This window comes from Paraburkholderia sp. GAS333 (assembly GCF_050435665.1).
GTDB classification, from domain to species: Bacteria; Pseudomonadota; Gammaproteobacteria; order Burkholderiales; family Burkholderiaceae; genus Paraburkholderia; species Paraburkholderia fungorum_A.
This window is the reverse complement of sequence record NZ_JBNDKS010000003.1, coordinates 333,146-346,867: the sequence shown is the minus strand read 5'-3', so window position 1 is coordinate 346,867 and position 13,722 is coordinate 333,146. Positions and strand designations below refer to the sequence as shown.

General features: G+C 63.8%; 14 protein-coding genes. 9 read left to right on the top strand and 5 right to left on the bottom strand.

Annotated features, from left to right (window positions below):
• Positions 1-71: 71 nt before the first annotated feature.
• The 6 genes from ABH945_RS17340 to ABH945_RS17315 all read left to right on the top strand — a co-directional run bounded on the left by ABH945_RS17340 (position 72) and on the right by ABH945_RS17315 (position 5,301).
• Complete coding sequence (locus tag ABH945_RS17340; protein ID WP_429251312.1) at positions 72-1,028, top strand: 4-hydroxyproline epimerase; 957 nt, start codon at positions 72-74, stop codon at positions 1,026-1,028.
• Positions 1,025-2,158, top strand: a complete 1,134-nt coding sequence (locus tag ABH945_RS17335; RefSeq protein WP_429251911.1) for an NAD(P)/FAD-dependent oxidoreductase — start codon at positions 1,025-1,027, stop codon at positions 2,156-2,158. The genes ABH945_RS17340 and ABH945_RS17335 overlap by 4 nt, the downstream gene beginning before the upstream one ends.
• A 278-nt stretch (positions 2,159-2,436) precedes the next feature.
• Positions 2,437-2,709 (top strand): (2Fe-2S)-binding protein, encoded by a 273-nt coding sequence (locus ABH945_RS17330; RefSeq protein ID WP_429251311.1) that lies wholly within the window; start codon positions 2,437-2,439, stop codon positions 2,707-2,709.
• On the top strand, positions 2,706-4,064 hold the full coding sequence (locus ABH945_RS17325) for an FAD-dependent oxidoreductase (RefSeq protein ID WP_429251310.1): 1,359 nt from the start codon (positions 2,706-2,708) through the stop codon (positions 4,062-4,064). Before ABH945_RS17330 ends, ABH945_RS17325 begins: the two co-directional genes overlap by 4 nt.
• Before the next feature lie 129 nt (positions 4,065-4,193).
• Entirely contained in the window at positions 4,194-4,961 is a 768-nt protein-coding gene (locus ABH945_RS17320) for an AraC family transcriptional regulator (RefSeq protein ID WP_074769700.1), read from the top strand.
• A gap of 10 nt (positions 4,962-4,971) precedes the next feature.
• A complete protein-coding gene (locus ABH945_RS17315; RefSeq protein WP_074769698.1) occupies positions 4,972-5,301 on the top strand; it encodes a hypothetical protein in 330 nt (109 codons plus the stop codon).
• A 114-nt stretch (positions 5,302-5,415) separates the two neighbouring features.
• Here ABH945_RS17315 and ABH945_RS17310 read toward each other — a convergent pair whose 3' ends face one another.
• From ABH945_RS17310 to ABH945_RS17300, 3 genes are all read right to left on the bottom strand, one after another.
• On the bottom strand, positions 5,416-5,676 hold the full coding sequence (locus ABH945_RS17310; protein WP_429251309.1) for a hypothetical protein: 261 nt from the start codon (positions 5,674-5,676) through the stop codon (positions 5,416-5,418).
• 187 nt (positions 5,677-5,863) lie between these two features.
• A complete protein-coding gene (locus ABH945_RS17305; RefSeq protein ID WP_074769694.1) occupies positions 5,864-6,196 on the bottom strand; it encodes a hypothetical protein in 333 nt (110 codons plus the stop codon).
• A gap of 233 nt (positions 6,197-6,429) precedes the next feature.
• The gene (locus ABH945_RS17300; protein ID WP_429251308.1) at positions 6,430-8,313 is read right to left on the bottom strand and encodes a bifunctional sugar phosphate isomerase/epimerase/4-hydroxyphenylpyruvate dioxygenase family protein; all 1,884 of its coding nucleotides are present in this window, start codon (positions 8,311-8,313) and stop codon (positions 6,430-6,432) included.
• 353 nt (positions 8,314-8,666) lie between these two features.
• Between ABH945_RS17300 and aroQ the strand changes: the two genes are divergently transcribed.
• The 3 genes from aroQ to ABH945_RS17285 all read left to right on the top strand — a co-directional run bounded on the left by aroQ (position 8,667) and on the right by ABH945_RS17285 (position 11,513).
• Complete coding sequence (gene aroQ, locus ABH945_RS17295) at positions 8,667-9,122, top strand: type II 3-dehydroquinate dehydratase (protein WP_074769690.1); 456 nt, start codon at positions 8,667-8,669, stop codon at positions 9,120-9,122.
• Positions 9,123-9,214: 92 nt separating this feature from the next.
• Positions 9,215-10,093 carry a shikimate dehydrogenase gene (locus tag ABH945_RS17290; protein WP_429251307.1) on the top strand — a complete coding sequence of 293 codons (879 nt, stop codon included), beginning with the start codon at positions 9,215-9,217 and terminating at the stop codon, positions 10,091-10,093.
• A 58-nt stretch (positions 10,094-10,151) separates the two neighbouring features.
• On the top strand, positions 10,152-11,513 hold the full coding sequence (locus tag ABH945_RS17285; protein ID WP_429251306.1) for an MFS transporter: 1,362 nt from the start codon (positions 10,152-10,154) through the stop codon (positions 11,511-11,513).
• A 101-nt stretch (positions 11,514-11,614) separates the two neighbouring features.
• Here ABH945_RS17285 and ABH945_RS17280 read toward each other — a convergent pair whose 3' ends face one another.
• Positions 11,615-12,313 (bottom strand): TetR family transcriptional regulator, encoded by a 699-nt coding sequence (locus ABH945_RS17280; RefSeq protein WP_074771168.1) that lies wholly within the window; start codon positions 12,311-12,313, stop codon positions 11,615-11,617.
• A 115-nt stretch (positions 12,314-12,428) separates the two neighbouring features.
• Positions 12,429-13,718 carry an NAD(P)/FAD-dependent oxidoreductase gene (locus ABH945_RS17275; RefSeq protein WP_429251305.1) on the bottom strand — a complete coding sequence of 430 codons (1,290 nt, stop codon included), beginning with the start codon at positions 13,716-13,718 and terminating at the stop codon, positions 12,429-12,431.
• Positions 13,719-13,722 lie beyond the last annotated feature (4 nt).

Here is a 13,722-nt window from a genome sequence, read left to right as displayed (position 1 = left end):
ATCCGGCTATGCCGAAATCGTCACAATCCACGCGCAAGCGCACCAAGACCCGGCAGCCCGGCGTTTCTACCATGGGTGTCATGAAAACCTTAGACATCATCGACTCGCACACCGGCGGTGAACCGACCCGCCTCGTGGTGTCGGGCGGCCCGGATCTCGGCGGCGGCACGCTTGCACAACGGCTCGACGTGTTCCGCACGCAGTTCGACGACTGGCGCGCGGGCATCGTCACGGAGCCGCGCGGCTCGGACGTGGTGGTGGGCGCGCTGCTGTGCGAACCGGACGATCCCGGTTGCGCCGCCGGCGTGATTTTCTTCAACAACGTCGGCTACCTCGGCATGTGCGGACACGGCACGATCGGCCTCGTCGTGTCGCTCGCGCACATGGGACGGATCGGGCCAGGGCGTCATCGGATCGAGACGCCGGTCGGCATGGTCGAGGCGACGCTCAACGAAGACGGCAGCGTCGCCGTGCGCAACGTGCCGGCGTATCGTTACCGCGCGGCGGTCGAGGTGGACGTGCCCGGCCACGGTGTGCTGACCGGCGATATCGGCTGGGGCGGCAACTGGTTTTTTCTGGTTGCGGATCACGGGCATTCTCTCGAAGCCGCGAACATCCCAGCGCTGACCGGTTTCAGTTCGGCGATCCGCGACGCGCTGATCGCGCAGCACATCACCGGCGCGGAAGGCGCGCTGATCGACCACATCGAACTCTTCGGACCGGGTTCGCGCGACGGCATCGACAGCCGCAGCTTCGTCCTCTGTCCCGGCAGTGCGTACGATCGCTCGCCGTGTGGCACCGGCACGAGCGCGAAAGTCGCGTGCCTCGCCGCCGACGGCAAACTGGCCGAAGGCTCGGTGTGGCGGCAGGAGAGCATCATCGGCAGCGTGTTCGACGCGAGCTATCGTCACGCGGACGACGGCGTCTCGGTGATTCCCACCATCACCGGCCACGCGTATGTGACGGCCGAAGCGCGTCTTTGTTTCGACGAACGCGATCCGTTCGCGTGGGGCATCCGCACGGCATGAGCGCGGACGCGTTGATCGTAGGAGCCGGCATCGTCGGCGCGGCGTGCGCGGCGGAGCTGGCCGCGCTCGGCATGCGGGTCGACGTGATCGATGCCCAGAGCGTCGGCGGCGGGGCGACGGCAGCGGGCATGGGTCATATCGTCGTGATGAACGACTCGCCGGCAGAGTTCGCACTGAGTCGTTATTCACGCGATTTGTGGCTGCAACTCGCGCCGCAGTTGCGTACGCGCGATGCGTTTTCGCGCTGCGGCACGCTCTGGATCGCCGAGGACGAAGAGGAATGGCAGGCGGCCCGCGCGATGCATGCCGCGTTCGACGCGCAAGGGATTGCGGCGGAGTTGCTCGATGCCGCTTCGTTGCGCGCGGCCGAGCCGGCGCTGGCGGAGTCGATGGCGGGCGGATTGCGGATCGCGCACGACAGCATCGTGTATGCGCCGACGGTCGCCGAATGGCTGCTGATGCAGTCGCCCCACGCAGCGAATATTCGCTTGCGGCTCGGCACGGAGGTGGCGTCGATCAGCGCGGACAGCGTCACGCTGACGACCGGCGAGCGCGTGACTGCCGCGCACGTGATCGTGGCGAACGGTCTCGGCGCACAGCGGCTCGCGCGCTCGTTGCCGCTGCAGCCGAAGAAGGGGCATCTGCTGATCACCGACCGTTATCCCGGGCTGATCCGGCATCAACTGCTGGAACTCGGCTATATCAAGAGCGCACACCATGCAACGGGGACGTCGGTGGCGTTCAATGCGCAGCCGCGTCCCACGGGGCAATTGCTGATCGGTTCGTCGAGGCAGTTCGACACGACCGATTCCGCCGTCGAGATGCCCGTGCTGGCGCAGATGCTGGAACGCGCCGCGCGCTATCTGCCGGTCCTGCCGACACTCAACGGGATTCGCGCATGGTGCGGATTTCGCTCCGCTTCGCCGGACGGTTTGCCGCTGATCGGCCCGGCGGGTGATTTCGCGCCGGGGGTTTGGCTAGCCGTCGGGCATGAGGGCCTGGGGGTGACGACGTCGCTCGCCACGGCGAAATTGCTGGCGGCGCAGATTGTGGGGAAAGCTGCGCCGATTCCCCTGGAGCCTTATCTGCCAACGCGTTTTGCGATAGGGGAGAGTCATGTTCGGGGTTGAGGTTGTGCCAGTTCGCGCGACGATAGCTGAGGGCCATGTTGGCGTCGAGGAGGGCGCAGCGAAAGTTGCCGCCGCGCCGTGCGTCGTTCGTGCACGAGTTCTACGAGCGGCTCGACCTATGCCCAACAAGCAAACAACGCAAATCCGCGTGACGATAGACGGCTGGCGCGTCGGCGGCGAAGCAGATGCAGCCGCGGCAGCCGCCGCACTCGATGTCGCAAGCCATGCAATAGCCCCCGCGCCTCTCTCGTGCACGAGTTCTACCGGCGGCTCGACTTATGCCTAACACGCCCACAACGCAAATCCGCATGACGATAAACGGTCAGCTTATAGGCGTGGAAGCCGGTACGACCGTGGCCGCCGCGTTAGTCCTCGCAGGCTTGCGCGCCACCCGGACTTCAGTCGGCGGCGAGCCGCGCACCGCGCTTTGCGGGATGGGCGTGTGTCAGGAGTGTCGCGTGACGATCGACGGCCGCGCGCACGTTCTGGCGTGCCAGACACTTTGCCGCGAAGGCCTGATCGTCCACACGCTGGATCAGGTGAAGGTATGACACAGCACTTCGATGTCGTCATCGTGGGCAGTGGCCCGGCGGGCCTGAACGCTGCCTACGCGGCGGCGCGCGAGGGCGCGACGGTCGCGCTGCTCGACGACAATCCGCGCGCCGGCGGGCAGATCTGGCGCCAGGGGCCGGGTCATCCGCCGCAAGCGCCTCTTGCCAATTTGCTCGCTGCATTGAAAGAGCAACGCACGCTGACGCACTGGACCTCGACTCGCGTGATCGCACCATTGGATGCACAGGGTTTGCTGCTGGAATCGGCGGAGCGGGGCGGCATTTGCGTCACCTATGGCCGCCTGATTCTCGCGACCGGCGCGCGCGAGCGGTTGTTGCCGTTCGAGGGCTGGACGCTGCCCGGCGTGACCGGCGCTGGCGCCTTGCAGGCGCTGATCAAAGGCGGCATGCCGGTGCGTGACGAGCGGATCGTGATTGCGGGCAGCGGACCTTTGCTGATCGCCGCGCTCGCGACTGCGCGGGCGGCGGGCGCTCGCGTGATAGCGGTAGTGGAGCAGGCTTCCGCTTTCGATGTCGCGCGTTTCGGCGCTTCACTGCTGATCGAACCCGCGAAGCTGCGGCAGGCGCTCAGCATGACACGCGGTTTCGCCGGACTGAATTACTGGACCGGCAGCGTGATCCGAAACGTGCAGGGTAGTGGTCGCGTGGAGCGTGTGACCATCCGGCGAGGCAACGGCAATCGCGAAGTGACGCTCGATTGTGACCGCGTCGCGTGTGGCTTCGGTCTTGTGCCGAATATCACGCTGGCGTTGGCGCTGGGTTGCGAGATCGGCGAAACGGGGGGAATCGTCGTCGACGATGCGCAGCGAACCTCCGTGGACAACGTGTTCGCAGCCGGAGAATGCACGGGGATCGGCGGCGCGGAACTGGCTGCCGTGGAGGGCGAGATCGCGGGCCTCGTCGTCAGGAGCGCGGCGGCATCGATTGCAAGCGGCGAGCGTGTCACGAGCGATCACTCTGCCAGAAACGCTACGCGTGATGACATCGCAAGTCTCTCCGTGCTGCAAACCCGGCGTGCCCGCTGGCGCCGCTTCGCGCAACGCGTCGAACGGGCCTTCGCTTTGCAGGACGCGGCCCTTACCGTGCCCGCCGACGACACCTTGCTGTGCCGCTGCGAAGACGTAAGCATCGGCGAAGTGCGCGCCTGCGCAAACTGGCGCGACGCCAAACTGCATACGCGCTGCGGCATGGGCGCGTGTCAGGGGCGCATCTGCGGATCGGCGGCAAGCCTGTACTTCGGCTGGCCGGCCGTCATACCACGACCGCCGTTCAATCCCGCGCAAATCGGCACGCTGATGATGACACCCGCCGCCGACCCGACCTCCGCCGAATAACCTCGGCAGCACGATATTGACGTCACCTGCACCGCTCTATAATCGTTCGCACACGTCGGCGGCCTCGCCGAACCGGCGAACTCATCCGCGAACGCACTCATTCACGCTCGGATCAACGGGACCCGCACGATGAACACGCTGGCTCACTCGCTCGCTCCAGACGATGCAACCCTCTCCGGCATGCTGTCGCACTTCCGGTTGCTCGAACCGGTGTTCGACGCGATGCCGGATGTGGTTTTCTTCGTCAAGGACGCCGACGCGCGCTATGCGCTGGTCAACCGCACGCTGGCCTCGCGCTGCGGTTTCAAGGAGAAGGCGGCGCTGCTCGGCAAGACCGCCGAAGACGTTTTCCCGCGACGCTTCGGGCGCATTTACACCGCGCAGGACAAGGCGATCATCGGCGTCGGCAACCAGATGCTTGATCAGCTGGAACTGCATCTGTATCCGGGCCGTCAGCCGGGCTGGTGTCTGACCTGCAAACAGCCGCTGCGTGACCCGTCGGGCAAGGTGGTCGGTCTCGCCGGCATTTCGCGCGATCTGAAGGCGGATGAAAGCAGCCACCCCGCTTACAGCCGGCTTGCCGCGGTCGTTCAATCCATCCAGGAAAATTACGTGCAGCCGCTGAATCTGAAACAGCTTGCGGCGATGGCGGACATGTCGGTCGCGCAACTGGAGCGCTATTTTCACAAGGTGTTTCACCTGACGCCGCGCCAGGTGTTGCTGAAAACGCGTCTGGATGCGGCCACGGCGTTGCTGGTTTCCGAGGACAAGGTTACCGATGTCGCCGCGCTCTGCGGATACACCGATCACAGCGCGTTCACGCGGCAATTCAAGGCAACGGTCGGCATCACGCCGACCGAATACCGGATGCTGCTGCACGGCACATCGCGGAGCTGAGCGGTTGCATATGGGGCGTCGCGGGAATCACTATTACGTCTATGTCGTCGCGCTAGACGACACCGTCTGGAACGAAGCGCGCTTTCGTCGCGCGAATCCGGATTACCGGTTCGACAAACCTTGCGTCTACGTGGGGATGACCGGGCTCGACCCGGACCTGCGCTTCGACCGGCACAAGGCGGGTATTCAAGCCAACCGCTACGTACGCGATTACGGCCTGCGGCTCGTGCCGGAATTGTATGAAGTGTTCAATCCGATGCCGTATCGCGGCGCTCAGGATATGGAAGTGGAACTGGCGATCGGGCTGCGCGAAGCGGGATACGGCGTCTGGCAAGCCTGAAGCATTCGCGACGTGGAGAATTTGCCCGTCTGGGCGAAGGGAGCGTGGCAGGCGTCCCTCGATGAACTGCTGCGCGCGAACAACGCGCAAATTACGAAAAACCTTCAAAAAACCTTATTTGATGCCAAGTCCGCGCAAAACGGCATTGCCTTCGTGCGTGAGGCGGATATGCGAAGCGCCTGCGTCGCCGGAAACGGTTTCGATCAGACCGGCTTCGTGAAGCTGCGGAATCTCGGGTTTCGCGGATGCGTCGATCGGCGCGTGCAGCAACAGCAGCAGCGTTGCCAGTTCATGGTGGCTCAACAGACGGCGCAAGATGGTAGGGCGCTTGGTCGGTGCCGCAGTTTCGTTCGTGTTGTAATCGGGCTGGTTCATGGTGCGCACCTCGTGCGGGGTAAAGTCCGGTGCATGATGCGGACGAAGTCTTAAACGATTCTTAAGACTCCATTGTCCTGTAACACCGTGACACGAAGATTGCACTGGAACAACTTTCCGACACGTCGCAGGCGATTTTGTGTCGCCGAAGCTTACGGTATATTACGGTTCGTTGCGCCGCCAGGCCTTACGGAGCGCAGGTTTTACCCGCCGCCTCGATCCACAGATTGTTGACGTGACGCTTGCCCGCGTAAAAACGGTACGTGGTCGCGCCATTGTCGCTGCGCACCTTGACGATGTTCGAATCGCCGAAATCCAGCATCTGACCCTGAGGGATCTCGGTGGATTTGAACGAGGCGTTGTGTTTGGTCGCCACTTGCGTCATGCAGGCAACGACGTCGTTGACCGAGCGCTGCGTGGTGGTATCCGTGACGGGCTCGCCGGCATCCGGATTCTTCTGGAAGTACGCGCAAGCGCTGAGAAGCAGGGGAACTGACAGGACTACGGCAAACTTCTTCATATCTCTCCTGGCGTTTTCATTCGGCCGACTGACGCGGCCGGGCGGTATAGGCCGGTAAATCAGCCGCACATTATATCGGGGCGGCGCCGTTGACCGATCCGGAGTCGCATGTGCCGTGCCCGGGAGACCGACACGAGCGGGTCGCGCACGGTTGTTTGAACGGCTGAAAAAAGAAACGCCCCACTGTCTGAATCATCCAGAGGGGCGTTCCGCGCGGGCACAAGCCCGTTTTCTTACTTGCGACGCTGAGCCTGCGCTGCCAGTCTCACCGCGGCATTCGCCGCGCCGTATCCGTCATACCCGCCGCGTCGCTCGACGATTTCCAGGAAGAAGCGCTGATCCAGTTGCTCCGTATAGGCGTGGAAAAACTCGCCGCCGCGCTCGTCGCGGTCGTACAGGATATTGTTCGCGCGCAACGCGTCCAGCATGTCGTCGGGCAGCGCGTAGCGCGCCGCCAGATCGTCGTAATAATTGCGCGGAATGCGCAACACCGGCAGGCCATCGGCGACGAATTCGGGGATTGCGCTGAAAATATCGCCGGTGCTGAAGGCGACGTGATTCAGACCCGAGCCGTGATACGTGTGCAGCGCCTCGGCCACCGCCGTGTGGTGATCGACGGACGCGTTCAGCACGATTCGCACCGAGCCGTCATGGCTGCGCAATGCGCGGCTGCGCACCAGTCCGTACGGATCGGGCACCAGCACGCCCGGCTCCGCCTGGAAACCCAGCGCGGTTCGCAGGAACAGCACCCAGGTATCGAGCGAATTCGCGGGCACCGACAGGCAAACATGGTCGATCCGGCTGAGCGGGCCCACTTCGGTCGGGCCGTTGACGTCGGTCAGCACGAAATCGGCTTCGAACAGCGTGGGCTGGTCCGGTGTTTCGTCGACGAAATAGTTCAGGCTGCTGTCCGGTGCCTGCACGGCAGGCAGCACGCGTTCGTTCGGGCCGATCTGCCCCGAGAACGGCGCGTAGCCAAAACCGGCGGCGCGCTCAAACGCCTGATTGGCGTCGTTCACCCGGAACGCAGACGCGCACAGCGACAAACCGTGTTGCTGGAAGAACGCATTGGCGAACGAATCCGGTTCGGCGTTCAGCACGATCGACGCCGCGCCGTGCTGATACAGCGTCACGTCTTTCGAACGATGCTGGCCGGCCTGGCGAAAGCGCAGCTTGCCGAGCCAGTCGACGAGTTGCGCGCGGGTGGTGTGATCGACCGCGAATTCCAGGAACTGGTAGCCGACGTGGGCGGGCGCAGCGGGCGACTTGTACAGATCGCCGACCGGCTGCTGCGCGGCATCGAGCACCTTGCGGGTCTGCTCTTCGAGAAACAGCAGCGAGCGATGGCCGTCGGCCGCGGTAATCGTGGTCGGCGCGGCGCGAAAACCATCGTTGAAAATTTCCAGCGATAGCGGGCCTTTGTAGCCCGTTTTCACAACTTGCGCGGTGAAATTCGCCAGATCGAAATCGCCTTGACCCGGGAAGCAGCGGTAGTGACGGCTCCATTCGAGCACGTCCATCGCGAGCTTCGGCGCGTCGGCGATCTGCACGAAGGCGATACGGTCGCCCGGAATCTCGGCGATCGCGTCGACGGTGTCGTTCAGTGAAAGCGTATGAAAGCTGTCGAGCACCAGCCCGAGATTCGGGTGATTGACCGCGTCGACCAGTTTCCACGCGTGGCGATAAGTCTTCACGTGCTTGCCCCACGCCAGCGCCTCGTAACCGGCGATCACACCGGCCTCGCCGGCCGCGCGGGCCAGTGCGCCCAATTGGTCGATCATCAGCGAGTCGTCGCCGATGGTGTCAGGCGACACGTTGCTGCACACCAGAATGCGGTCGGTGCCCAACTCATGCATCACGTCGAACTTGCGCTTTGCACGGTCGAGATTGCGTTCGAGACGCTCGGCGCTCACGCCGTCGAAATCGCGGAACGGCTGGAACAGCATGATCTTCAGCCCGAGATCGTCGGCGATGCGCCGCACGTCGGCGGGCGAGCCGTCGAAGTACAACAGGTCGTTCTCGAAGATCTCGACGCCTTCGAAGCCCGCCGCCCGGATCGCGGTCAACTTCTCGACGAGGGTTCCGCTAATCGACACGGTGGCAATCGAACGTTGCATGAACGGCTCCTGCATTAACTATCAAACGGCGGTTGAAGAATACGTACGACGGCTAGCTTGCTTTGAAGGCAGCGATGCGGCGATGCGCAGACAGGCAAGCGGCGCTGGGCGCTACACCCGCGGTGGACAGACCCGCTACACACATTATGCGCATTCCACGCTTGCAAGACGCAGGCCAGACTGACCCACACTAACCGGAGTTTCGCCAGTGTATACAAACTAACTAGATGGTACAAATTCGTAGAAACCCCGAATGACGGCGGCGGCCAATGCGCGCACACTTCGCCACACGTTGTAGAGCAACCGCGGATGTCGTGGTGCGCTTTGCGCCTTACTTTGCAGGAGCCGCTGTCATGAGTTTTGCCTCCGTACTGGTCCTGAATGGACCGAACCTCAATCTGCTCGGCACGCGCGAGCCGGCCGTCTACGGCTCGGAAACGCTCGACGACGTCGCGAAGCTGTGCCGCGATGCAGGCGAGCGACTCGATCTGTCGATCGACTTCTGTCAGTCGAACGCCGAGCATCAACTGATCGACTGGCTGCATGCGGCGCGCACCAAGGTCGACGGCATCGTGATCAATCCGGCGGCTTATACGCATACGTCGGTCGCGATCGCCGACGCGCTCACCGCCATCGAGAAGCCGGTTATCGAAGTGCATATTTCGAACGTGCATCGGCGCGAGGCGTTCCGGCATCACTCGTATGTGTCGGCGGTGGCGGACGCGATTATCGTCGGCTGTGGAACCCAGGGTTATGTGCTCGCGCTGGAGCGCATGGCCACTATTCTTAAGAATAGGGCGGCGAAGTGAACCTACAAGCGAACGTACAAGCGAACCTGCAAACCAGCGCGCCAACAGACGCATCCGCCAACCTTCCGGCGAACTCGAAATCGGGCATCCCCATGAACGCACAAACCAGCTCCCAGGCCACTCCGCATTCCTATCTGGTCGGCCTGATCGGCTCGGGCATCGGCGGCTCGCTGACGCCCGCGATGCACGAAGAAGAAGGCAGCAAGCTCGGGCTGCACTATGTGTATCGCCGCATCGATCTGGAAGCATTGAAGCTCGACAGCGCCGCGCTGCCGGATCTGCTCACCGCCGCCGAACGCATGGGCTTTAACGGCCTGAACATCACGTATCCGTGCAAGCAGGCAGTGATTCCCCTGCTCGACGAACTCTCCGACGACGCCCGCGCACTCGGTGCGGTCAACACAGTGCTGTTCAAGGACGGCAAGCGCATCGGTCACAACACCGACTGGTCGGGCTTCGCGCGCGCATTCCAGCGCGGCTTGCCGGATGTGTCGCTGGAACGGGTGGTGCAGCTCGGCGCGGGTGGCGCGGGTGCAGCGGTCGCGCATGCGGCGCTTAACATGGGCGCGCAATCGTTGACGCTGTTCGACGTGGACGCCGCGCGTGCCAGCTCGCTCGCCGACGAATTGCAGAAGCGCTTTCCGGCCGCCAAGGTCAGCGCGGGCACCTCGCTGGCCGAGTCGCTCGCCGCCGCCAACGGCCTGATTCACGCGACGCCGACCGGCATGGCAAAGCTGCCCGGCCTGCCGTTGCCGGTCGAATTGCTGCACCGCGATCTGTGGGTCGCGGACATTGTTTACTTCCCGATCCGCACCGCGTTGCTGCAGGCCGCCGAAGCGCTGGGCTGCCGCACGCTGAGCGGCGGCGGTATGGCGGTCTACCAGGCGGTCGACGCAATGCGTATCTTCACCGGCCTCGAGCCGGACGCCGAGCGCGTGTACACCCATTTCCAGTCGTTGCTGGGACGCTAGCCGGCAGCGAAAGCCGGAATACCAAGACTGAGCCATAGACTGAGGAGAAACCTACCCCATGCCGCAGCCGATTCAATCCACTCCCGCCGACGCCGCCTTGCAGAAGGGCGCCACGGTGAGCACTGCCCGTCGTTCGAAAGCGCGCTATCAGGTTCTTGCGCTGCTCGCGGTTGGCACGATGATCAATTATCTGGACCGCACGGTGCTCGGCATCGCCGCGCCGCAGTTGACCAAGGAACTCGGCATCAACGCCGCGCTGATGGGCCTGCTGTTCTCCGTCTTCTCGTGGAGCTATGTGGCCGCGCAGATTCCGGGCGGCCTGTTCCTCGACCGCTTCGGCAGCAAGCTGACCTATTTCCTGTCGATGACGTTCTGGTCGCTGTGCACGCTCGCCCAGGGGCTGGTGCACGGCATCGGCGCGCTGTTCGCGTTCCGGCTGGGGCTGGGCGTATCCGAAGCGCCGTGCTTTCCGACCAATAGCCGCGTGGTCGCCACCTGGTTCCCGCAAAGCGAACGCGCGATGGCGACCGGCACGTACACGGTCGGCGAATATATCGGCCTCGCGTTTTTCAGCCCGTTCCTGTTCATGCTGATGGGCGCGTTCGGCTGGCGTTCGCTGTTCTACGTCGTGGGCGGCGTGGGTCTGGTGTTCGGTCTGATCTGGTGGAAGTTCTATCGCGAACCGGCCGATCATCCGACGGTGAATCAGGCCGAGCTGGACTATATCGAAGCAGGCGGCGGTCTGACGCAGCGCAAGAAGGACGCGGACGCTCCGGCCGTAAAAGCAAAAAGCGGCTTCGAATGGCGCACGATCGGCCGCCTGCTCAAGCATCGTCAGTTGAGCGGTATTTGCCTCGGCCAGTTCGCGGGCAACTCGACGCTGGTGTTCTTCCTCACCTGGTTCCCGACCTATCTCGCGACCGAACGTCATATGGCGTGGCTGAAGATCGGCTTCTTCGCGATCATGCCGTTCATCGCGGCGTCGATCGGCGTGATGTTCGGCGGCTTCTTCTCCGACTGGCTGCTGCGTCGCGGCAAGTCGCCGAACGTCGCGCGCAAGCTGCCGATCATCACCGGCTTGCTGCTCGCGTCGACCATCATTCTCGCCAACTATGTCGAGAGCAACGTCGCGGTGATCGCGATTCTGTCGGTCGCGTTTTTTGCGCAGGGCATGGCCGCGCTGGGCTGGACGCTGGTGTCCGATATCGCGCCGGAAGGTCTGCTCGGCGTGACCGGCGGCATCTTCAACTTCGCGGCCAACGTGGCGGGCATCGTCACGCCGCTGGTGGTGGGCTTCATCGTCGCGGCGACCGGTTCGTTTGTCGGGGCGCTCGTGTTCATCGGCGCGGTCGCTATGATCGGCGCGCTGTCGTACATCTTTATCGTCGGCGATATCAAGCGGATCGTGCTGGTGGACTAACCGTCCGATCCACACACGCAGAAAAAAACGGGACGTGGCGCAAGCCACGTCCCGTTTTCATTTTCGTTTCAGCCGGATTTCAGCCTGAAATTAGCGCGGGTTCAACTTTCCTTGCGCACAAAACGCAGCACCGCATCGACGATCATCGCGCGATGCCGCGCCCGCAAGCGTGGATGCGAAGGATCGCGCCCGAACGCCGTGCCGAACGTATGGCGATTGCCGACACGGTGAAAGCACAACGAGCTGATCATCAGATGCAGGTCGATCGGGTCGAGGTCGTCGCGGAACTGCCCGGCTTCGATGCCGCGCCTGAGCAGGTCTTCAATCGTGTGAATCACGGTGACGTTGCGGCCTTTGAACGTCTTCACCTGCTCGACGTATTTCGCGCCGTGAATATTTTCGATCGTCACCAGACGCACGAAGTCGCGCTGGCGGTCGTGATAATCGAACGTGAATTCGACCAGCGCACGCATGCCTTCAATGGGATCGAGTTCGCTGACGTGCAGGTCCTGTTCGAGCGCACGAATGTCTCCGTAAACCTTTTCCAGCACCGCCTGATACAACCCTTCCTTGCTGCCGAAGTAGTAGTACAGCATGCGCTTGGTGGTGTTCGTGCGTTCCGCGATCGCGTCGACGCGCGCACCCGTCAGGCCCATCGCGGAGAACTCCTGCGTCGCGACATCGAGGATGTTGCGTTTCGTCTGTTCGGGGTCGTACTTGCGCCGGGCGTCGGGGCGCGGCGAGGTCTCCGACAGGATGCCGTTGGTATCAGGCTCGGCGGCCTTGCTTCCCTTTTTCATTGTGTATTCGAGCGGCATTGACGGCGCATTTTAGCACGCGCAAACCGGCCTCCGGCGCGGCTTTCGGCCATCAATGAGCCGGTTTTGGGCAGATCCGGCGGCGTATTGCGATAGCTCATACGATGGAACGCGCAGGCTGGCGACGCGCGGCGAATGCATCGCGCGTCTGCATGGTGGTGTAGGTGAGTTGCGCGGCGGCGAGACCGAGCGCGCCGTAGGCGGGCGTCAGGCCGAACGCGGCGAACGCGTCGGGCACCGGGCGTTCGCCTGCAATCGCGGCCGCCAGCAACTCGCCGGAGACGGTGGTCGGCGCCATGCCGTGTCCGCCGAAACCGACTGCGTACCAGACGCCGTCCGTGCTGCGGCCGATTTGCGGCATCTTGTGCCGCGCGTAGCTCATCAGGCCGCCCCATGCGTAGTCGATCCGCACGCCGCTCAATTTCGGATACACCTTCAGCAGATCCCGGCGCAGAAGGCGCGAGATGACCTCGGGCGAGCGCTCGCGTATCGAGATGCGGCCGCCCCACAGAATGCGCGTGTCGGGAAGCGGGCGGTAATAGTCGAACGCAAAGCGGGTGTCGTAGACGGCGGCGCGGGTGTCGATGGCGTCTTCGAGGCGATGGCCGAGCGGCTCGGTCGCCACCACGTAGGTGGCGATGGGCAACACCGCGCGTTCGACCCGCGCGTAGACGTTGCGCGCGTAGCCGCCGCCCGCCATTACGACATGCCGCGCGTCGAGCGTGCCTTGCGGCGTGCTGACCTGGAAGGCGGCGCCGTCGCGCTTGAGCCGGATCACGGGCGAATGCTCGTGAAGGGTCACGCCCTGGCCCGCAGCTGCGTTCGCGACGCCAAGCACGTATTTGAGCGGATGAAAATGGAACGCGTTGCGCTCGAACAGGCCGCCGTGATAGCGGCGTGTTTTCAATCGTGACGCGAGTTGCGCGGACGTAAGCGGCTCCCAGTCGACATCGAACGAATCGCGCATCAGGCGACGCTGGGTTTCCAGCCGCGCCGGTTCGTCGAACCAGTTGGCGAGGATCACACCGGCGTCGGTGGCATCGCAATCGATCCGGTAGCGGGCGATGCGCTTGCGCATCAGATCGACGGCGTCGGTGGTGAGCGCGTAGAGTTCGCGAGCGCGAGCCGGGCCGAGCGCTTTCAGCAGATCGGCGCAATCGAGGCTGTAGCCGCCGAACACGAAACCGCCGTTGCGCCCGGACGCGCCGAAACCAACCTGTTGGGCTTCGAGCACGACGACATCGGCGATACCGCGCTCGGCGAGTGCCAACGCCGTGGACAACCCCGCCAGTCCGCCGCCGATAATGCAGACATTCGCGCTGCGTTTGCCGGACAGCGGCGTGTAGCAGAACGGGCGCGAGACCGTGGCTTCGTAAAAGCTTTGCATGGGG

Bases quoted from the DNA above. Each gene is read 5' to 3' on its own strand.
- ABH945_RS17300 (WP_429251308.1), bottom strand. From the start codon at position 8,313: ATGCAACGTTCGATTGCCACCGTGTCGATTAGCGGAACCCTCGTCGAG.
- aroQ (WP_074769690.1), top strand. From the start codon at position 8,667: ATGAGTTTTGCCTCCGTACTGGTCCTGAATGGACCGAACCTCAATCTG.
- ABH945_RS17315 (WP_074769698.1), top strand. From the start codon at position 4,972: ATGGGGCGTCGCGGGAATCACTATTACGTCTATGTCGTCGCGCTAGAC.
- ABH945_RS17330 (WP_429251311.1), top strand. From the start codon at position 2,437: ATGCCTAACACGCCCACAACGCAAATCCGCATGACGATAAACGGTCAG.
- ABH945_RS17305 (WP_074769694.1), bottom strand. From the start codon at position 6,196: ATGAAGAAGTTTGCCGTAGTCCTGTCAGTTCCCCTGCTTCTCAGCGCT.
- ABH945_RS17275 (WP_429251305.1), bottom strand. From the start codon at position 13,718: ATGCAAAGCTTTTACGAAGCCACGGTCTCGCGCCCGTTCTGCTACACG.
- ABH945_RS17290 (WP_429251307.1), top strand. From the start codon at position 9,215: ATGAACGCACAAACCAGCTCCCAGGCCACTCCGCATTCCTATCTGGTC.
- ABH945_RS17325 (WP_429251310.1), top strand. From the start codon at position 2,706: ATGACACAGCACTTCGATGTCGTCATCGTGGGCAGTGGCCCGGCGGGC.
- ABH945_RS17285 (WP_429251306.1), top strand. From the start codon at position 10,152: ATGCCGCAGCCGATTCAATCCACTCCCGCCGACGCCGCCTTGCAGAAG.
- ABH945_RS17310 (WP_429251309.1), bottom strand. From the start codon at position 5,676: ATGAACCAGCCCGATTACAACACGAACGAAACTGCGGCACCGACCAAG.
- ABH945_RS17320 (WP_074769700.1), top strand. From the start codon at position 4,194: ATGAACACGCTGGCTCACTCGCTCGCTCCAGACGATGCAACCCTCTCC.
- ABH945_RS17340 (WP_429251312.1), top strand. From the start codon at position 72: ATGGGTGTCATGAAAACCTTAGACATCATCGACTCGCACACCGGCGGT.
- ABH945_RS17280 (WP_074771168.1), bottom strand. From the start codon at position 12,313: ATGAAAAAGGGAAGCAAGGCCGCCGAGCCTGATACCAACGGCATCCTG.
- ABH945_RS17335 (WP_429251911.1), top strand. From the start codon at position 1,025: ATGAGCGCGGACGCGTTGATCGTAGGAGCCGGCATCGTCGGCGCGGCG.